Source organism: Kocuria sp. (assembly GCF_030538595.1).
Classification (GTDB): Bacteria; Actinomycetota; Actinomycetes; order Actinomycetales; family Micrococcaceae; genus Kocuria.
In genome coordinates this window covers 1-19,010 of sequence record NZ_JAUNTS010000011.1, presented here as the reverse complement: position 1 = coordinate 19,010, position 19,010 = coordinate 1, and the positions used below count along the sequence as shown (strand labels likewise).

Below are 19,010 nucleotides of genomic sequence, written 5' to 3'. Positions count from 1 at the left end.
AAAAATTGGGTCAAACCATGTTTTCGGCGGAGGGGAAAGGTGGTCAGGAGTGGCCGTTGAAGAGGCTGGTGACCGAGCCGTCCTCGAACACTTCCTGGATGGCGCGGGCCAGCAGCGGCGCAATCGAGAGCACGTGCAGATCCTCGAACCGGCGTTCCTCCGGCACGGGCAGCGTATCCGTGACCACCACGGCGCGTGCGCCGCAATTGGCCAACCGTTCGACGGCAGGATCAGAGAACACTGCGTGGGTGGCTGCGATGATCACGTCCTTGGCACCGTGTTCACGCAGTACCTTGACCGCACCGGCGATGGTGCCGGCGGTGTCGATCATGTCGTCAATCAGCACACATGTGCGGCCCGCAACCTGGCCCACCACTTCCTTGGACTCGGCTTGGTTGGGACGGGTGATGTCCCGCGTCTTGTGTACAAAAGCCAGGGGTGTGTGGCCCAGTAGCTCGGCCCACATCTCAGCCACCCGGACACGGCCTGTGTCCGGGGAGACCACGGTGATGTCGTCCTCCCCCACCAGGCCTTTCACATGCTCAGCCAAGATCGGAATGGCCATCAGGTGGTCCACGGGGCCATCAAAAAAGCCCTGGATCTGGGCGGTGTGCAGGTCCACTGACATCAGACGATCCGCACCGGCCGTCTTGTAGAGGTCAGACATCAGGCGCGCGGAGATGGGTTCGCGTCCACGGTGCTTCTTGTCCTGCCGGGCGTACGGATAAAACGGGGAGACGACCGTGATCGAACGCGCGGAGGCCCGTTTGAGCGCATCCAGCATGAGCAACTGCTCCATCATCCACTGATTGATGGGCGCCGGATGGGACTGGATCAGGAAGGCATCGGCGCCGCGCACGGATTCGCCGAACCGAACGTAGGTCTCACCATTGGCAAAGTCGTACGCATCCGTGGGCACCAATTCGGTCCCCAGCTCGCGGGCAACATCTTCGGCCAACTGCAGATGCGCCCGCCCGGAGAGCAGCACCAAACGGTTGGCACCTGAGTTGAGGATCCCTGTCATCACGACTCGCTTTCTGAGGCATTCCTAGTGCTGCTGACTACGATTTTATGAAGTTGTTCACTGCAGATGGATTGAGCGTACCGGCTGAGCGGAACTCAATCTCCCGACGCCGCACCGGCAGTATCCGCGGTACCAGTAACCCTTGCCCGGCTACGCCGGGGTGTCCCCGGACTGCGTCCGAGCTGCCTCCGCTGCCTGTGCAGCGGAGGTCCCGGCACGGTTGTTGATGACCCAATCGGCCACGATCACCTGACGCCCTTCCGTGAGGGCCAGCGCCCCAGCGGGAACATCTTTGCGCACCGTGGTGGAGGCCCCGGAATAGGCGCCGTCGCCAACTGTGACGGGAGCAACGTACATGTTGTCCGAGCCCATACGGACGTGGTTGCCGATTGTGGTCCGGTGCTTGTTCACACCGTCATAATTGACGAACACACTGGCCGCGCCGATATTTGACTGCTCTCCAATGGTGGCATCGCCCACGTAGGACAGGTGCGGGATCTTGGAGCCCCGACCGATCTGCGCGTTCTTGGTCTCCACAAAGGTGCCAATTTTGCCATCGGCCCCCAGCTCCGTCCCCGGGCGCAGGTATGCGAACGGGCCCACGCTGGCGCCGTCGCCAATGCGCGCCTGAGAACCGTGGGTACGCACTACGGTGGCACCGCGGCCTACGCGAACATCAGTCAGAGTGGTGTCCGGGCCAACGACGGCGTCCTCACCGATCGAGGTCACACCATGCAGTTGGGTGTTCGGGTGGATCACGGCATCAGATGCAATGGCAACATCCGCACCGATCCAGGTGGTGGCGGGGTCCACGATGGTCACGCCATTGCGCATGTGCGCCTCATTGGTGCGTTTGCGCAAGTAGGCCCCCAAGTTGGAGAGCTGGACGCGGTCATTGGCGCCCTCCACTTCCATGAAATCATCCATGATCAGTGCATCCACGGTGCCGCCCTGTGCGCGGGCAAGGGCAGGGACGTCCGTCAGGTACATCTCGCCCTGGGAATTGTTGGTGTCCACCTGGGCCAGCGCATCGCGCAGCACACCGGCGTCGAAGGCAAAGATGCCTGAGTTGATCTCGGCCACGGCACGCTCGGCTTCCGTGGCGTCCTTGAACTCGCGGATGTCCGTGAAGTTCCCGGCGTCGTCACGCAGGATGCGTCCGTAGTTTGCCGGTGTGTCATGAACCGCAGTCAGGACAGTCACGGCGTTGCCGTGGGAATCGTGGTGGGCCACCAACTTGCGCAGGGTCTGGGCGGTGAGCAGCGGGACATCGCCGTAGGTGACCACCAGGGTGCCCTCAACCGGGGCGTTCTCATCCAGCTTCTGCAAACCTGCCAACACGGCTGAACCGGTGCCGGGAACATCAGACTGATCTGCGATCAAAGCGTGGGGGTCAAAGTCCAGAACGTGCTGGACCACGCGGTCGCGGTCATGACGAACCACCACCACCAACCGCTGTGGCTCCAATGTCCGGGCAGCGGACAGTGCGTGCCCCACCATGGAGCGTCCGCCAACCTCGTGCAAAATCTTGGGCAGTTTTGATTTCATACGGGTGCCTTTGCCCGCGGCCAGAACGATCACTGCGGCAGGCGGGTTACCAACCAGGTTGGAATCGGATGTGCTCACGGTGCCAAAGCTCCTGCCGTTGGGAGGGCCCTCATGGTGGCTGTGGCGTCGGTCCCGGCGTCATGTGTCCACCTGCGGTGGTGCGTGGAGGGCATCGACTGATGTCGATTTGTTCCGCCTCTAGGATTCGAACCTAGACTCCACGGCTCCAAAGGCCGGGGTGCTGCCGTTACACCAAGGCGGAGCGCCACAATCAGTTCCACTTCCCTGTAAGTCCTTACAAGACCAAGCAAGAGAACCTGTGACGGTGCAGCGAGTGCACGGTGTGCCACCCTATCACTCGGTTCCCACCGGTTTGGCCCACTTTCGGGCTCGTGAAGACCCGGGTGCGCAGGCGTCGTCGTACTGTCTGCATACCGCTCCCCTACTGGGACTGGACGGGCTCCACGGGACGCTCCTTGATGATCAGGTGCAAGCTCATGGCCACCAGACCCAGAACAATGCCCAACCACCACGCAACGGTGTAAGAGCCAGTGGCGTCATAGAGCGCACCTCCCAGCCAACCGCCCAAAAATGAGCCGACCTGGTGGGTTACGAACACCAGACCGCTGAGCATGGCCAGGTTCTTGACACCGAACATCACGGCCACAATGCCGTTGGTCAGTGGCACGGTTGAAAGCCACAGCAAGCCCATGACAGATGCAAAGACCAGTACGGAGACAGTGGAGACCGGCAGCCACAAGAACAGGGCAAACGCCACAACACGCGCACCATATATGCACGCCAAAACCGCATTTTTGGGTAAACGGGAGCCCAACCAGCCAGCTGCCAGGGAGCCCAGCACGTTGAACAAACCGATCAATGCCAGCGCCACTGAGCCCAGGGAGGGGTCCAGGCCGTTGTCGCTGATGTAAGCGGGCAGGTGGGTGGAGATGAAAACAACGTGGAAACCACAGACAAAAAACGCAGCGGAGAGCAGGAGGAAGTCGCGGGTGCGCAAGGCCAGACGGAAGGCTTGGCCCGCGGTGGGGCCGGTAACCGCCCCGGTGATCTCCCCTACGGCCGCGCTTGGTGATGTTCGTTCCCCAAGTGTGGGCTTGGGGTTCATCCCGAAGGCCAGGGGCACCATGAGTGCTGCGGCTGCGGACATGATCACCAGGGTCTGCGACCATCCCACCCCGCCAATCAGCCCCAGAACACCGGGCATCATGGCGAACTGCCCCAGGGAGCCCACGGACATGGCCACCCCGAAAGCCATGGAGCGCTTGTGGGCGGGCATGGTCCGGCTGATTGCTCCGAACACCACGGGCATTGTGGTGCCGGCCAGCCCCACTCCGATCAGCAGCCCCGCCGCCATGGTGAATGCCAGCGGGTCCTTGGACACTGCCATCCCCACCAGTCCCAGGATGTAGAGGACAGCACCCACCAGGATGGTTTTCTTGGCACCGAACCGATCGCTGAGCATCCCGGCTATTGGCTGAGCCACGCCCCAGATGAGATTTTGCAGGGCAATGGCGAACGCAAAAACCCCGCGAGACCAGTCATTGGCCTCCGTCACCGGGCCCAGAAACAATCCGAAGCCGTGGCGCAACCCCAAGGACAGGCACAGCACCAAGGACCCCATGATTAGCGTGGAGCGTGCAGCAGTGGACAACTTCAAGTGGGCTGTCTCCATTCCTAGAGCGGTGGTGAAACTCCTAGAGCCTTCCGCATGGTGATAGTTCTGCCAAGTGTTTCCGCGCCGCGTCTCCCGTGCATTCCGTAGGCTTGTGCGGTGGCACATTTGTTGAACGGCGAAAACCTGTCCCTGTCTTTCCCCACCCGCACGGTCCTTGAAGGTGTGACCGTGGGCGTAGATGGTGGTGACCGCATAGGGATTGTGGGCCGCAACGGCGATGGCAAGTCCACCTTGATGAAAATTTTGGCCGGACGCCTGGAACCGGATTCGGGTCGCGTCACGTCCCGCTCCGGGACTCGCATTGGCATGTTGGACCAAGCTGACGTCCTGGACCCGAATGTGACCGTGGGTCACGCAGTGGTGGGCAACCGGGAGGAACACGAATGGGCCGGGGATGCCAAAGTCCGTGACGTGATCGGTGGCCTGGTGGCTGACCTGGACTGGCACACACCGGTACGCCAACTGTCCGGTGGACAACGACGACGTACCGCACTGGCCGGCCTTCTGGCCCAGGAGTGGGATGTCCTGTTTTTGGATGAACCCACCAACCACTTGGATGTGGAAGGCATTGCCTGGTTGGCCCAGCACTTGAAGAACCGGTGGTCACGCAATCAAGGCGGATTGCTGGTGGTCACTCACGATCGCTGGTTCCTGGATGAAATTTCCACCTCAACGTGGGAGGTCCATGACCGCACGGTGGAACCGTTCGAAGGCGGCTACGCGGCCTACGTGTTGCAGCGAGTGGAACGCGACCGGCAGGCCGCAGTGGCAGAAGCCAAACGGCAGAACCTCATGAAAAAGGAACTCGCCTGGTTGCGCCGTGGAGCTCCGGCCAGGACGTCCAAGCCAAAGTTCCGGATTGATGCCGCCAATGAACTGATTGCAGATGTGCCTCCGCCACGTGACACGGTGGAACTGTCCCGGATGGCTGTGTCCCGCCTGGGCAAGCGCGTGGTGGACCTGGAAGCAGTGGGCGTGACCTATGACGGAGTCGCGGACGGCATCTCGTTGGACGATGAATCCGTGGCCTCCACGCAGCGGCGGGAAGTTCTGCGCAAAATCACCTGGCGGATAGCTCCCGGTGAACGAACCGGCATCCTGGGCCGCAATGGCGCCGGAAAATCCACCTTGTTGCACGTTGTCACCGGGGAGTTGGAACCGACCGAAGGCCGAGTGGTGCGCGGCAAAACCGTGAAGGTGGCGGTGCTGACCCAGCAGTTGCGTGAGCTGGATGAGGTTGCCGATGACCGCGTATCGGATGTGATCGGGCGCAAGAAGACCTCTTACGTGGCCGATGGCAAGGAGATGACCCCTGGCCAGCTGTTGGAACGTCTGGGCTTCACCAGCGCGCAGCTCTCCACCCCGGTTCGTGACCTTTCGGGTGGTCAAAAACGCCGCCTGCAGCTGCTGCTGATCCTTCTGGATGAGCCCAATGTGCTGGTGTTGGACGAGCCCACCAATGATCTGGACACGGACATGTTGGCGGCCATGGAGGATTTGTTGGACACCTGGCCCGGAACTCTCCTGGTGGTCTCCCACGACCGCTACCTGCTGGAACGCGTCACGGACCAGCAATACGCCGTGATCAATGGGGCCTTCAAGCATCTACCCGGCGGAGTGGACGAGTACCTGAAGTTGGCTGCCGCAGCTGACACCAGGGCTGCCGCCACCAACCCACTGGCAGCGGACACCGCCCCGCCAGCATCCGCCGATGGCCAAACCCAAGATTCTCAGCTGACTGGTGCACAAGCGCGGGCCGCGCAGAAGGAAGTGGCCGCCATTGAGCGCCGCCTGGAGAAATTGAGCACTTTGATTGAGGCCAAGCATCAGGAAATGGCTCAACACGATCAAACCGATTTTGAGGGTCTGGGCACCTTGACCGGGCAGTTACAGGACTTGGAGACAGAAAACCAGGAACTTGAACAGCGCTGGTTGGAGCTCTCCGAACAGTTGTGAGGCTCAGTCCTGCACGTAACCTTATGGATTTCGGGTTGATGGCCCGCAAATGCTGCGGTTCACCCGAAATCCATAAGGTTACGTTTGCGGTCCCCGCCGCCATCACACATTCAGCCCGGGTTGACGGCTCAGAATCGGGAGATTTCCTCCACGTCTTCCTTCTCCGGTGAACGCACAAGGTTGGCCACCCAGGCGATGACCCACAGCAGGATGCCGATGGCCAGCAGGGCACCAGCGATCTCGTACTGCAACCACTCCGCCCTGGACCGTGCCCACGGGCCCACCAGGAACAGGGAGAACAGAGCACCCAGGATCGGCAGAATCGTGGGGGTGCGGAAGCCATCCTCCGGTGTGGGGTCACGCCGCAGGATCAAGACCGCCACGTTGACCACTGCGAAAACGCACAGCAACAGCAACGCGGTGGTACTGCCCAACGCCGCCACGATCCCACTGTCAGAGTTCTGGTTGACGTAGGCAATCAAAGCCAGTGCCAGCAAGGTGCTGAACACGATGGCCACCCACGGGGAGCGCCGCTTGGGCAGGACGTGACCCAGTGCTTTGGGCAGCACACCCTGTTTGGCCATCCCGTACAGCAGGCGACTTGCCATCAGCATATTGATCAGTGCGGTGTTGACAACCGCAAATACGGTCAGGAATGGGAAGATCGCATCCACCGGAATACCGGGGGCACCAATACGCACCACGTCCAGCAGGATGCCGGCATCCGGGTTCTTGGGATTGGCGATGTCTCCAGCAGGTACCACCATGATCACGGTTGCCGCCACCAGCATGTAGATGATGGCGCACAGTCCCAAGCCGGTCAGCATGATCTTGGGGAAGATCTTTTGCGGGTTCTTGGTCTCCTCCACCAGATTCACGGAGTCTTCAAAACCGACCATGGCGAAAAAAGCGATGGCGGTTGCCATGGTGACGGCTGTGAAGATGCTGCGGTCCTGCGGAGTTTCAAATACCACCAGGCGTCCGGCATCCCCTTGACCATTGGCGATGGCAATGGCGCCAATGGCGATGATCACCGCCATGACAGCCAGCGTGACGACTGTTAGAACCACGTTGAATTTGACGCTCTCCCCCACCCCACGCAGATTGATCAGCGCAAGGATCACCACGATCACCATGGCTGCGAACATGGAGGCATTGGGTCCTGAGGGAACGCCCTCCCAGTACTGGCCTATGCCGATCAGAAGGTTCTTACCCACCAGGGTTGATGAGGTGGCTGCACTGGTGATACCTGAACAGGCCACGGTGAACGCCACAATGAACGTGACAAAGTGAATTCCGAATGCTTTGTGTGCGTACAGGGCTGCACCTGCGGCAAACGGGTACTTGGTCACCAATTCCAGGTAGGAGAACGCCGTGAGGGTGGCGATCACGAATGCCAGGAGGAACGGCAACCACGCCACCCCGCCCACCTGTCCCGCCACGCGTCCGGTGATGGCAAAGATGCCTGCGCCAATGATGTCGCCCATGATCAGCAGCAACAACAGTTTGGGACCGATCACGCGTTTGAGGTCGCCACCTTCGTGTCCACCTTCGATGGTGGCTACGGCCGTGGTGTCGAGCTTGGCCATGAGCCAACCCCTTTCTGAACGAGCCCGGGATGAGCCGGTGCGCCGGAGAGTTCCCGCAGACTACTCCCGGGCTGTTTCAGACAAGGCATTGAGTGGCAGGCCCTTAAAATATTTCAGTGAAAAGACACTGCCCGCCCGGTTGCAGCTCACGGCTGGAGTCTCTGAACGCTCCATCCCTGGTTTGAGTCCATGCGTTGGGGCCTCTGGGCACGCCACAACACACGATCATGAAGACGGGCCGGCATTCCCACCCAGAATTCGATCTCAACGGGTCGCAAGCGGTAACCGCCCCAGGTTGCAGGCAGCGGCACGTCCACATCACGGTAGGCACGTTCCACTTCCTCAAAATGCCGGGTGATCTGCTCGCGCGAATCCACCACATGGGACTGTGCGGATGAGTAAGACCCGATCTGAGATTCACGGGGTCGTGTTCGCCAGTAGGCCAGGTCTTCTTCTGCCGTGGTTTGTTCCACCGGGCCGCGGAATCTGATCTGGCGAAACATGGGGTGCCAGAGCATGGTGATGGATGCGGCTGGTGTCGCCGTCATCTGGCGGCCTTTGGCCGAGGCTCGGTTGGTGAAAAAACGCAGTCCTTCCGCGTCGAAGTCCTTGATGAGCAGCACACGGCTGTCCGGCAGGCCACGTTCGACGTCAAAGGTGGCCAGTGTGGCCGCAGCCGGTTCCGTCACGCGAGGATCCGCCACAGCAGCTGACCACCACTGATCCAGGAGCGTCAGGGGTGTGGAGCCATCCGCCCCGGTGCCTGCCGTCTCCAGCCCGGTGCCGGTGTAGACAATGCGCTGGTAGTCATCGCTGTGCATGGTCACTCCATGTCTTGGTTGCGGTGGCACCGGAGTGGGCGCCCCAAGATCATTGTGCGTCCGGGAAGCGGGGTGGGGTGCCATGATGTGAGCATGTCGCCCCAGTCCGAGCAGGCGGAAGCCCAAGCGGTGCAGTTGCTCTCCGGCGCAGGTGCTGAACATGCGCTGGCAACGGTTGCCCGCGCTGCGCAGTTGCATTTGCCAGGCGCCACCGGTTCTTCCCTGCGGCCCGGCTCTTGGCGTCTGGTTCAACTCAATCACCGCCCCGGGGCTGGTGTGACGGGGAGTTTTGCGGTGACCGTTGACCGTCGCCCGTCCGAGTTGGCCCCGCACCGTGGTTTGCACCCTGGTGAGGTCATGGTGTGCCTGTCCACCGCCGCCATGCCTCCCGACGCTCAGGTGAGTTCCATCCAGTGGGAAGGGGTACCGTTCGCAGCCTGGTTGTGGCCCCAGGACCCGTGGCTGCCCGGTCTGCGCGCCGCGGCCGCGCCCGTTCCACAGCTGGTGGGCAACACCCCGCTGCGCAGCGTGCCCGTGGGATATCGGCCCACACGTCGGGCGGTTTTTCGGGTGCTCACGGATCTCAGCGCCCCGCCTCTGCCCAGCACCCACCAAACTCACCAACCCCACCACGACGACGATCGACCCATCGCCTACATCAAAGTGGTACGCCCACAGCGGGAAACCGATCTGGTGAGCAGGCACAACATCTTGGCCGCAGCACATGTCCCGGTGCCGCACGTTCTGTCCGCAACAGGTGACGGTGCGGTAGCTCTGGCTCATGTGAAAGGTCCCACCGCAGCCCAGGTCTTCACCACGGGAGTCGGCCGTTTCCCGGACCCTGAGCATCTGGTTGCTCTGCTTGACCGATTCCCGGCCCAAGTGATGACTTTGCCCGTACGCCTTTCGTGGAGTGACCGGGTCTTGGACCATGCGCGCTCCGCCTGTAACGCGCTACCGAATGAACGAGGCCGGGTGCAGTCTCTGGCACAAAAAGTGCACGCGGTATGTGGTTCAAGTGGGGACATTGAGTTGGTTCCCACGCACGGTGATTTCCACCCGGGCAATGTGATTTTGGGGCCGCATCCGGTGGATCCGGCACTGGGGCCAATCACTGGGCTTCTGGACCTGGACAATGTGGGACCGGGTCAACTCAGTGACGATCTTGCCTGCTACCTGGCACACCTGTGGGCACTGACCGCAGGCCGATGGTCACCGACTGATCTGAACACGGCCCGAATCCACACCGAAGTTTTCGAGGAACTGGTGGAACCGACCGAGTTGCGAGCTCGCACCGCCGGTGTGTTGCTCTCCTTGATCGCCGTGACAGCACGCCGAGGTGGTCAACGCGCAGCACGTCAATGTCTGGAACTGGCCGAGACGATCTTGCAGGGCCGGGGGCCGTCCTTGTGAATCGGTTTGTGTGAATTGAACAGGGTCACGCCAGCAGCTTGGCCTAGGTCAAATCGGGAGCGGCAGAGTCCTAACCACGGTGACTAGGCCGAACGGTGGCGGCAGAGTCATAACCGCCGTGACCGGGTCAAATCGGAGGCGGCAGGGTCAAATCCACGGTGACCAGGTCAAAACGGGGGTGGCAGGGATGATTCTGTGACCCGAACCGTGCCCAATGGGCTCTGGAATTTCAGACGACCCGTAGGTGGGTTCTGATGATCGGCCTCAACAATCCAACGGCCATAGGTTCCCACCCGATGTTTGATCCGGTGGTGTGTCCGGCACAGGTGCGCCAAGTTGTTGGCATCGGTGGCCCCGCCGGCATCAAAAGGCACGGTGTGGTCAATGTCTGACTGGCTTGCCGGGCGGAGGCATCCGGAGAATCGGCAGGTTTCGTCACGGATTTCCAACATGGCGCGCAGTCCAGCCGGTACGGCGTAGGTTTCTCGACCGTACTGGGCGGGCACCGCGGTGCCGGGGTTGGTGAGCAGGCGACGCCACGACGAACTGTTGGCAGCTACCTGCACCGCGGCGTGTGCGGTGATGGGTCCGTATCCGATCAGCCGCGGCGCACAGCCCGTGACGGGTACCGCGCCAGAGCCCCGGAGAGTCTGGCTGTGCTCGACTCTTGGCGCCACCACCCCGGAATCAGCGGAGGTCGGTTCAGTGACACCACGGTCGCTTTGTTCACTGCCTACAGGGTTCCCCTCATACGTGGCAGCCTTGCGCCCAAGATCGACAGGAGCGGAGTCGCTGAGTTCACTGCCCACAGGGATCACCTCAGGTACTCCCGGGACACTGGAATGGCTGTCTGCCGCCAGCAGGTGTTCTACTCCCACCACCACCGAGACTCGCCCGCGTACCCCGCGCGGCAATCGGGAATCGCTGGGGATCTCAGCATCCAACAACAGATCCGCCAAGACATCCGCCCTACGCTCACCGATCGAACGGGCATCCTTGGCTTGATGGCGAGCCATGGCATCCACGCGGTCGGCGATGGCCAGGGCCCGCTGCGCCTCAAGCACTGCACACAGCTGTGCCATACCGTCCTCAAGCGGCTCCACCCACACCCGGCGGTCGCGCTGAGCCAGCCGGTGAGCGCGTTCTGCCACCACCACTCCCAACTCCTGGCGACGGCGGCGTGCGTAGGCATCCAGCTGACGAGCACTGTGTTGATCCGCGTTCTCCAGGAGGTCTTGCACCAATGCCTTGCCGAGCACGCTGGGGTCATCCAGATCATCAGGGTTCGACTCCACGGCAATGGCCGGGATTGTTGCCTTGGGGTCACAGCTGACCATGGACCAGTGCTTGATCATGACCGCAGCTTTGGCCCAGGGCAAACGCCCGCCGGTCAGTGCAAACAACACCTCTGGAAGATGTTCGCCAAGCACCACGGCGTCCTCAACCAGGCCGCGCGCCACACCCCGGGATATCAGAAGTGCGACCTCCACTTCACTGACGATGTCCTCAAAGACTTGGTTCTGCACTTCCGCATCACGCAGCGGCCCCGAGACTCCACGCTCCGCCAGGTCCTGATTCCGCTGCCTGGCCACGGTCAAAGTGTGTGCAAAGAGCTCCCAGACGGCAGCCAACTTCCGGCCGCGAGCGGCGGCCTCAGCATGATCCGCCTGCACCGCGTCTGCAAGCAACGCGGCGGCACGGTGCCGTCCGGAGTTGTCATCCACGGTGGTGTTGCTCTGCCGTCCCATGAACCCATACTCCCCCAGGGGTCAGACAACACAAGCACCAAACGGTATGAGATCACCGCATCATGCAGCAAAGAGACTCAAAAGTTATCCAAATACCGTTGGATCAGTGAGCTATTCCGCAATGGACCCAGCCGCGTGACCGTACAAAAATGCCCGCACGGACTGCTTGGCAATGCCCGCCAACTCTGTATCGCTCAGCGGCGAGGCAGAGTAGTAACCCCTAATTTCCGGTACGCCTTCAATCAGTTGCAGCAAATGTAGGGCTGCCACGTGGGGGTCACCCTGACGCAGTTGACCCGCGTGCATAAAGCTCTCCATTCGGAGTTGAACGGCCCTCTGCACCCGAGCCGGTCCCGCCTCCAGTCCACGATCAAGAATGGCCTGCGGAATCTCTGCTCGCTCCAGCTCGATCCTGCGAGCCAACTGCAGATAGATCGACAACTGGCTGGATTGCTCCAGCCACCGAACCGCAAAGCGCACCATGACGTCCTCCACCGGACCAGCAGCACCCAACTCGTCCTCGATGGTGCGCAATCGTTGCGACACGAATTCGTCAGCCACATGCTCCACCACAGCCCCAAAGAGCCCTGGCTTGTCTGTGAACTGGTTGTAGATGGTCCTGGTGGAGACGTTGGCCTCCAAAGCGATGTCTGTGATCCGTGCACGCGCGTACCCATCACGAGCGAAAGCCGCCAGCGCCCCTCGAATCAGATCGTCGCGCTTGCCCATGGTGACATCCTCAATTTACACTCTCGATTGTACTAAAGTGCAATACTTATTGCACTTTGCTGCGGTAGCGGTCAGGCCCTTCAACTGCCCGGTATCCGCCATCAACTCTAGGAGTCCCTGTGGCAGACAGAAAGCGCGGCGCGTCCGCTGAGTATCAGGCCGACACCAATGTGGGTAAGATCGCCAACTTCGTGGACACCCGCGTGGGCTTGTCCCCCATGATCAAAGAGTTCGGCCGCAAGATCTTCCCCGACCACTGGTCATTCATGTTCGGTGAAGTCGCTCTCTACTGCTTCATCATCCTGCTGCTCTCCGGCACCTTCCTGGCCTTCTGGTTCGACCCCACCATGGCCACCACCGAATACACCGGCAACTACGTCCCCATGCAAGGCGTGGAAATGTCAGCCGCCTACGCCTCCACCCTGCACATCTCCTTCGACATCCGCGGCGGATTGTTCCTACGCCAACTCCACCACTGGGCAGCCCTGCTGTTCTCCGTGGCGATCATGGTCCACATGGCCCGGATCTTCTTCACCGGCGCTTTCCGCCGCCCCCGTGAACTCAACTGGGTGGTCGGCTGCCTGCTGTTCGTCATGGCCCTGGTCGCAGGGTTCTCCGGCTACTCCCTACCCGACGACGTCCTCTCCGGCAACGGCCTACGCATTGCCGACGGCATGGCCAAGTCCATCCCGCTGGTTGGTGCCTACATCTCCATGTTGCTATTTGGGGGCGAATTCCCCGGTCAGGACATTATTGGAAGGCTCTACATCGTGCATGTGTTCATTGTGCCGGTGATCATCCTGGCGTTGATCGTGGTGCACCTGTTCATGGTGGTGGTGCACAAACACACCCAGTTCCCAGGCCCCGGTCGAACCGAGAACAACGTGGTCGGATTCCCCGTGGGCCCGGTGTATGCGGCCAAGGCCGGTGGGTTCTTCTTCATCGTCTTCGGTGTCCTGGCCGCCATCGCCTCGATCGTGCAGATCAACGCGATCTGGAACTACGGCCCCTACGATCCCTCCCCCGTCCAAGCCGGCTCCCAACCCGACTGGTACATCGGTTTCGCCGATGGTGCGTTACGACTCATGCCCGGAAACACCCCGTTCCGATGGGAAGTGGGCCTTTGGAACATGAGCCTTCCTCTGAGTCTGCTCATTCCCATGGTGGGACTCACCCTGATGATTCTTGGACTCTTCCTGTGGCCGTGGGTTGAGCGGTGGGTGACCAAGGACAACCGGGTGCACAACATCCTGGACCGTCCCCGCAACGCCCCCACCCGCACCGGTTTGGGTGTGGCCGCCATGGTGTACTACGGCGTGTTGATGATCGCAGCCACCGGTGACTTGATTGCCACGCATTTCCACGTGGCGGTCAACGATGTCATCTACCTGCTGCGGTTCCTGTTCTTCTTCGGCCCGATCATCGCGTTCATCATCACCCGGCGTATCTGCTTGGCCCTGCAACGCAAAGACCGCGAGATCGTGCTCCACGGCCGTGAAACCGGTCGCGTGCAGCAACTACCCCACGGTGAGTTCATCGAGGTGCACGAGCCCCTGGACGAGTACCGGCGCTACAGCCTGGTGGCTTTCGAGGACCGGCGCGTTCACCCCGCCCAGGAAAACGCCAAGGGCAAGGTCAGCGGCCCGGAGAAACTACGTGGACGCCTCTCCCGGTTCTTCTTTGAAGACCGCGTGGCGCCCGTGACCCCCGCTGAACTGGAAGCAGCACACCACCAACACACCCACGATCTACCGCACCTTGCACGTCACCCCCGTGACTCACAATGATTGCCGCCCAGACAAGCGGACGTGGTGTAGCCACCGCGCATCACACATGGCGCCCGCGGCTCCCCGGTGCTGGCGAGCTTGGTGCGGGCAGCCCCCACAGGTAGGGAACCCGTGCCGTGGCGCGTTGGATGGCCAAGCACAGCAGCACAGCCACCACGGTGAAAACAGGCGGCCCCGCCCAATAAACCGCTTGCGCCACCGGACTCACGGACGGGTCAAGAATCACCCAGGTCAGGGCCGCCACCACCAGTTGCATCAGAATGGGGTGGATGACATAAACCGCCAAGCTGCGGGGACCAACTGATCGGGCCCATCGCATACCGGGCTTGCCGTCCAGGCGAGACAGCAGGAACAGACCTGCTGGGATGGCCAGCAGCGGCGGCAAAGCACCACCAAAGTTCTCCAGAACGGGGATGTCCCGGGTGGGCATCCACAGCAAGATGGCCACCACAAAGCCCACACACCACAGCACACCCTGCCGGGTGGACACACCGGCCACCCACTCCCTGATGCTCTGTGACCACCATGCACCCACCAGGAAGAACACCCAGTTGGTGAACAGTTCATTGGTGCCCCAGCTGTAATCCTCCACAATGCCCGGCACAAAAATCAGGAACAGCAGCCCCGCCAGCGCCACGGCCCACATTTTGGGAGTCACCCCCAGTAGACCCTGAGCGGCGTAGTACAGGGCCAGCGCCAACAGGAACCACAAATAAGAGTGGAAGGTCACCGTGTGCCACACGATTTCCTCAAAACTGCTGGCTGCACTGCGATTGCGATCCACCGCACCGATCAGCGGGTAGGCCAGCCAGTACACACCGGTCCAGAACACGAACAACCACAGCATGTTCACGGGCCGCAGCCGCCAGAACCGGATGCCGTACTTTGTCATGGAACGGGTCACAAAAAATCCCGCCACCAGCATGAACACGGGCATACGCCATTCACCAATGACAATGTTGAGCTGCTGCCACACATTGGCAACTTCCCAGCCCTGAGAACCCAGGATCTTGATGCTGTGTCCAAAAACCACCAGGGTGATGGCCACACCTTTCACGGTGTCCATCCACTGCTCACGCGTGGGTTTGGACGCGCCCACGGCGCCACCACGTTCCTGAGTCACAGTCAGTTCCCCCTCGGTCCCCCATAGTTCGCCCGCGCGCCTGGTTCGCCTTCGGCCTCTGGTGAGTGAGTGCTCGGCGCGTCCTCCAAGAGGCGTCCGATCCCAACGGCCGCACCCCACACCGAGCCGATGGCGGCACAGGGCAGCGCACAACGGGCTGGTTTTTCATCACGACGCCGCCCCCAACAGCGGACATCTGGCTCCTGCGTTGAACTCCGGTCGCGGCAGCAACTGCGCAAACACCCCCGGTGACCGGCGGAGCCGTTAACAACGTAGCCCCTGTTCCAGGCAGAGGCGAGGTTGAACCGCTATGACTTTTCCCACGCCATTCCGGCGTGTACCGCCCGCTGACCGGCAACGACGTCGCCCATCCGGCGGACAGCGTACCCTCCCTGACCGGCACTACAGACAGCGCACCGCCAGGGAACCGGCACAGCAGAAGCGGCCTTTCAGCCCAATGATGTGGCCACGGCGTGAGCCCCCACACCGCGCAATTGCTCCGCCAATTGGCGGGCCGCTGCCTGATCCACCGTCAGGGCAATCATGGTGGGACCGGAACCGGAGACCATGGGAACTGCCCCGGCCATGCGAAGCTCCTGGAGCCGTGGCCCCAAGTGTGGTGCCAGATCCACCGCGGCTGCTTGGAGGTCATTGCGCAGACACCCGAACACCTGATCCAAAGTGACAGGCTGTCCCGCCAGGGCATCCAGGAGTTGATCCGGAACAGCCAGGCCGGTTTCATCGGGGGCCGGTAGGGCCCCTTGGCTGCGGAGGTCGTCCAAACGGGAGAACACCGCGGGAGTTGACAGGGCGCCGTCGTCAGCAATGAGAACCGCAGACCACGGCTCCCCCACAGCCACGGGAATCAGGTCCGCTCCGGTGCCGGTGCCAATGGCAGCACCGCCGGTCATGGCAAAAGGCACATCTGCACCCAAAGTTTTGGCAATCTCCAAGGCGTCATACACCAGCGTTTCCCGCCCAGTGACTGCTGACACAAGCTCCACCGTGGCTTGAAGAGCCGCGGCAGCATCAGCCGAGCCACCACCCATACCACCGGCCACCGGCACAGCTTTTTGAATGTGTAGCCGCATGCCACCGGGCAGGCCACCGGCCCCTTCCACAATGGCTCGGGCGGCGCGCACAGCCAGGTTGGAGGCATCCAGGGGAATCTGCTGGAGGTTGAAGCTGCCACGCTGTTGCTGCTGATCCACCAGGGATTCGGGAACCACCTCAACGCTGCACTCAATGCGTCCCTCCGGAAGATCGGGGGCAAAGGTGGCCGTCACTGATTCATAGACGTCCGTGGCCACGTACAGGCTGGCCACGTCATGGTAACCATCGGAGCGCACCGGCCCCACCGCAAAATACAGATTGACCTTGCCCGGAGCTTCGATCCGGACGGTGGTAATGCTCACGCTCGGTACTGCCCTTCCAGGGGGTAAATGTGGTGTTTGACCCCGGCCGCCGCAATGGCCGCAAACTGGTGGACGTCCAGCTTCTCACCGCGTTCGGCAGGATCAACACCTGCTTCCGTCAGAATTTCTTGAGCCACGGCACCGGAGCCGGCCCAATCGCTGAGAGCTGCCCGTAGTGTCTTGCGGCGCTGGGCAAAGGCCGCATCCACCACGGTGAACACAGCGTCCCGGTCTGCCGTGGCGGCTGCCTGATCGGTCAGCCCTTGGGCTGCCCCGGCCCCGATGAAAGCCACGGGCTGGTCACGGCGCCGCAGCCGGACCAGTCCGGAGCTGATCCGCGGTGGCGGCCAAAAAACCTGCGTGCCGATCACCCCGGCCTTGGTCACCTCCGCAAACCAGGAGGCTTTCACGGAAGGCACCCCGTACACCTTGGAACCGGGCTTGGCGGCCAGACGGTCGGCCACCTCGTCCTGCACCATCACCAGTCCGTGGCGAAGGGTGGGAAAGGTACCCATCAAGTGCAGCAGCACGGGAACGGCCACGTTGTAGGGCAGATTGGCCACCAGGGCTTCCGGTTCCCGCGGCAGATGCGTAACCGTCATGGCATCCGCTTCAACGACGTCGATCGCCCCCACCCGCTCAGGTCGGAACCTGGCCACGGTGTGCGGTAATTGCTGCGCCAACGGCGGGTCAATTTCCACCGCCACCACGTCGTGGGCCACATCCAGCAATCCCAGCGTCAAGGAGCCGAGCCCCGGACCAACTTCCAACACTGTTTCCGCACCTGTTTTCAGCTCTGCTGCGGCCACGATGCGGCGGATGGTGTTGGGATCAATCACAAAGTTCTGACCCAAGGTCTTGGTGGGACGGATTCCCAGGGTGTGCGCCAACTCCCGGATTTCAGCGGGCCCCAGCAAGGGTGCGGTGGTAGTACGGGGGGAATCAGTCACGTCTCCATGATACGGGCGAGCCCGCCTCAGTGCTCGCCGTAAACTTCCCGCACCGTGGTGTCCACCCGCGAACAGAACTCCGCCAGGTCCATACCTTTGTGCTGGGCCATCCAACGCGCCGTTTGCACCACCATGTAGGGCGCGTTGGGCCGTCCGCGGTACGGGTGAGGGGTCAAGAACGGTGCGTCTGTTTCCACCAGGATCAGTTCTGGGCGGGCCACCGTCAGCGCTTCCTGCAAATCCGTGGAGTTCTTGAACGTCACCGTCCCGGAAAAGGACATGTACCAGCCGTTCTCATTGCAGATCCGGGCAAGCTCCGCGTCCCCGGAAAAACAGTGGAAGACCGTGCGCTCGGGCGCCCCCTCCTCCCGCAAGATCTGCACAATGTCCTGGTGCGCATCCCGATCGTGGATCTGCATGGCCAGCCCCAACGACTTTGCCAGGTGGATGTGCTCCCGGAATGCCCGGTGCTGGTGATGACGGCGGGACTTGCGGGTCCGGAAATAGTCCAATCCGGTCTCCCCGATTGCACGGACGCGCTCGTGGGTGGCCAGTTCGGCAATCTCAGCCATGGCCTCGTCCAGACGGCCGGCCTCTGCCAGCGCGGGGGTTTCATTCGGGTGCAGAGCAACCGCCGCCAAGACCCGGCTGTCCTGTTGGGCTGCTTGGACGGCCCAACGGGATGATTCGACGTCGCACCCCACCTGGAGCACGCCCCGCACCCCAAGATCCTGGGCGGTGTCCAAAATGTCCGTGATGCCGATGTGAATTCGGCCGTCCTGGGTGTCCATGTGCGTGTGGTTGTCCACAATCGGCACGGGAAGCGGCTCGGGTGCCTCCGGGAACCGCAGGTCCCGGGTGTGGCCGGATTCCGCTTTTTCGTCCCGGCGGTCCGTACCGACGCCGCTGGCGGGGTTTTGGGGAAGGCTGTGATGCTCCGGCCGGTAGGCAGCAGGCACGGTCCCAGGTTCCGTGACGGGCCGACTGGTGCTTGTTGGCCACAGCGAGGCGGATTGCGGCTGGGCAGGGCTGGTTTGCGGCTGCACAGGACTGGATTCCGGCTGGGCGGTGCTGGTCTTTGGCAATACAGCGCTGGTTTGCAGCAGCTCAGCGCTGGTTTTCGGCGGTTCAGAATCGGGGTTGGGGGCGGTCATGAGTATCTCCTATGTCAAGCGGCTTGGGGAATGCAAGCCGTGGAGGTGGGGTTCAAG

14 protein-coding genes and 1 tRNA gene are annotated in these 19,010 nt (G+C 62.0%); 3 read left to right on the top strand and 12 right to left on the bottom strand.

Annotated elements, in window-relative coordinates:
- Window positions 1–43 precede the first annotated feature (43 nt).
- The 4 genes from Q4G32_RS09915 to Q4G32_RS09900 form a co-directional block, all read right to left on the bottom strand.
- A complete protein-coding gene (locus Q4G32_RS09915; protein WP_303351176.1) occupies window positions 44–1,024 on the bottom strand; it encodes a ribose-phosphate diphosphokinase in 981 nt (326 codons plus the stop codon).
- 150 nt (window positions 1,025–1,174) lie between these two features.
- Entirely contained in the window at window positions 1,175–2,572 is a 1,398-nt protein-coding gene (glmU, locus tag Q4G32_RS09910) for a bifunctional UDP-N-acetylglucosamine diphosphorylase/glucosamine-1-phosphate N-acetyltransferase GlmU (protein WP_303351175.1), read from the bottom strand.
- Between the two features lie 190 nt (window positions 2,573–2,762).
- Window positions 2,763–2,834: transfer RNA gene (locus Q4G32_RS09905), tRNA-Gln, on the bottom strand.
- 180 nt (window positions 2,835–3,014) lie between these two features.
- Window positions 3,015–4,250 carry an MFS transporter gene (locus tag Q4G32_RS09900; RefSeq protein WP_303351080.1) on the bottom strand — a complete coding sequence of 412 codons (1,236 nt, stop codon included), beginning with the start codon at window positions 4,248–4,250 and terminating at the stop codon, window positions 3,015–3,017.
- A gap of 114 nt (window positions 4,251–4,364) precedes the next feature.
- On the opposite strand from Q4G32_RS09900, the gene Q4G32_RS09895 reads away from it, so the two are divergent.
- Window positions 4,365–6,224: an ABC-F family ATP-binding cassette domain-containing protein gene (locus tag Q4G32_RS09895; RefSeq protein WP_303351079.1), complete on the top strand. Its 1,860-nt coding sequence runs from the start codon at window positions 4,365–4,367 to the stop codon at window positions 6,222–6,224.
- A gap of 128 nt (window positions 6,225–6,352) precedes the next feature.
- On the opposite strand, the gene Q4G32_RS09890 is transcribed toward Q4G32_RS09895, so the two are convergent.
- Complete coding sequence (locus Q4G32_RS09890; protein WP_303351078.1) at window positions 6,353–7,813, bottom strand: APC family permease; 1,461 nt, start codon at window positions 7,811–7,813, stop codon at window positions 6,353–6,355.
- A 146-nt stretch (window positions 7,814–7,959) separates the two neighbouring features.
- Entirely contained in the window at window positions 7,960–8,634 is a 675-nt protein-coding gene (gene pdxH, locus Q4G32_RS09885) for a pyridoxamine 5'-phosphate oxidase (RefSeq protein WP_303351076.1), read from the bottom strand.
- A 93-nt stretch (window positions 8,635–8,727) separates the two neighbouring features.
- Here pdxH and Q4G32_RS09880 point away from each other — a divergent pair, with 93 nt between their 5' ends.
- Window positions 8,728–10,047 (top strand): phosphotransferase, encoded by a 1,320-nt coding sequence (locus Q4G32_RS09880; RefSeq protein WP_303351075.1) that lies wholly within the window; start codon window positions 8,728–8,730, stop codon window positions 10,045–10,047.
- Window positions 10,048–10,214: 167 nt separating this feature from the next.
- On the opposite strand, the gene Q4G32_RS09875 is transcribed toward Q4G32_RS09880, so the two are convergent.
- Together Q4G32_RS09875 and Q4G32_RS09870 are read right to left on the bottom strand one after the other, a co-directional pair.
- Entirely contained in the window at window positions 10,215–11,795 is a 1,581-nt protein-coding gene (locus Q4G32_RS09875; RefSeq protein ID WP_303351073.1) for an HNH endonuclease signature motif containing protein, read from the bottom strand.
- Window positions 11,796–11,906: 111 nt separating this feature from the next.
- Window positions 11,907–12,524, bottom strand: a complete 618-nt coding sequence (locus tag Q4G32_RS09870; protein WP_303351071.1) for a TetR/AcrR family transcriptional regulator — start codon at window positions 12,522–12,524, stop codon at window positions 11,907–11,909.
- Between the two features lie 119 nt (window positions 12,525–12,643).
- Between Q4G32_RS09870 and qcrB the strand changes: the two genes are divergently transcribed.
- Window positions 12,644–14,311 carry a cytochrome bc1 complex cytochrome b subunit gene (gene qcrB / locus Q4G32_RS09865; RefSeq protein WP_441327489.1) on the top strand — a complete coding sequence of 556 codons (1,668 nt, stop codon included), beginning with the start codon at window positions 12,644–12,646 and terminating at the stop codon, window positions 14,309–14,311.
- 40 nt (window positions 14,312–14,351) lie between these two features.
- Here qcrB and Q4G32_RS09860 read toward each other — a convergent pair whose 3' ends face one another.
- The 4 genes from Q4G32_RS09860 to Q4G32_RS09845 all read right to left on the bottom strand — a co-directional run bounded on the left by Q4G32_RS09860 (window position 14,352) and on the right by Q4G32_RS09845 (window position 18,953).
- Window positions 14,352–15,434: an acyltransferase family protein gene (locus Q4G32_RS09860; RefSeq protein WP_303351069.1), complete on the bottom strand. Its 1,083-nt coding sequence runs from the start codon at window positions 15,432–15,434 to the stop codon at window positions 14,352–14,354.
- A 449-nt stretch (window positions 15,435–15,883) separates the two neighbouring features.
- Window positions 15,884–16,849 carry a GHMP family kinase ATP-binding protein gene (locus Q4G32_RS09855; protein WP_303351067.1) on the bottom strand — a complete coding sequence of 322 codons (966 nt, stop codon included), beginning with the start codon at window positions 16,847–16,849 and terminating at the stop codon, window positions 15,884–15,886.
- Window positions 16,846–17,799 (bottom strand): 16S rRNA (adenine(1518)-N(6)/adenine(1519)-N(6))-dimethyltransferase RsmA, encoded by a 954-nt coding sequence (rsmA, locus tag Q4G32_RS09850; RefSeq protein WP_303351065.1) that lies wholly within the window; start codon window positions 17,797–17,799, stop codon window positions 16,846–16,848. Before rsmA ends, Q4G32_RS09855 begins: the two co-directional genes overlap by 4 nt.
- A gap of 26 nt (window positions 17,800–17,825) precedes the next feature.
- Window positions 17,826–18,953 carry a TatD family hydrolase gene (locus Q4G32_RS09845; protein ID WP_303351063.1) on the bottom strand — a complete coding sequence of 376 codons (1,128 nt, stop codon included), beginning with the start codon at window positions 18,951–18,953 and terminating at the stop codon, window positions 17,826–17,828.
- Between the last annotated feature and the right edge of the window lie 57 nt (window positions 18,954–19,010).

Coding starts and splice junctions, on each gene's coding strand:
- Q4G32_RS09915 (WP_303351176.1), bottom strand. CDS start 1,024: ATGACAGGGATCCTCAACTCAGGTGCCAACCGTTTGGTGCTGCTCTCC.
- glmU (WP_303351175.1), bottom strand. CDS start 2,572: ATGAAATCAAAACTGCCCAAGATTTTGCACGAGGTTGGCGGACGCTCC.
- Q4G32_RS09890 (WP_303351078.1), bottom strand. CDS start 7,813: ATGGCCAAGCTCGACACCACGGCCGTAGCCACCATCGAAGGTGGACAC.
- pdxH (WP_303351076.1), bottom strand. CDS start 8,634: ATGCACAGCGATGACTACCAGCGCATTGTCTACACCGGCACCGGGCTG.
- Q4G32_RS09880 (WP_303351075.1), top strand. CDS start 8,728: ATGTCGCCCCAGTCCGAGCAGGCGGAAGCCCAAGCGGTGCAGTTGCTC.
- Q4G32_RS09875 (WP_303351073.1), bottom strand. CDS start 11,795: ATGGGACGGCAGAGCAACACCACCGTGGATGACAACTCCGGACGGCAC.
- Q4G32_RS09870 (WP_303351071.1), bottom strand. CDS start 12,524: ATGGGCAAGCGCGACGATCTGATTCGAGGGGCGCTGGCGGCTTTCGCT.
- Q4G32_RS09845 (WP_303351063.1), bottom strand. CDS start 18,953: ATGACCGCCCCCAACCCCGATTCTGAACCGCCGAAAACCAGCGCTGAG.